The following is a 261-nucleotide window of genomic DNA, read 5'->3' as shown; positions in this document are numbered from 1 at the left end:
CCCGGGGCTACAACGCGAAGACGAGGTCAACGAGGCGGCGCAGGCTGCGTCGGCGCATTCGAAACGCGACATGCCTACCGGCGGGGCAAACGGAACCCACGGCGCCAGCGGTACCCATGGGTCGAACGGCGCCAGCCGCGTCGGCGCCGCGAAGGGCCGGCAGCAACGTTGGCGTCTGCTGGCGGCCGAACTCGGCAAGGCCTTTGCGGGCGGCGACCGCACGACTGTGCGACGGGTGGCGTGGTGGGGCGGCGCGGGTGC

At 73.2% G+C, this 261-nt stretch carries 1 protein-coding gene; it reads left to right on the top strand.

Annotated features, from left to right (window positions below; genetic code table 11):
- The coding region (locus tag SB725_RS32060; protein WP_410923507.1) for a hypothetical protein at positions 1-261 on the top strand (261 nt) is incomplete at both ends.

The organism is Pseudomonas sp. SIMBA_041 (genome assembly GCF_046535095.1).
GTDB classification, from domain to species: Bacteria; Pseudomonadota; Gammaproteobacteria; order Pseudomonadales; family Pseudomonadaceae; genus Aquipseudomonas; species Aquipseudomonas mucoides.
Note: the sequence above shows the minus strand (reverse complement) of the source record. Positions and strands in the feature narration are given on the sequence as shown.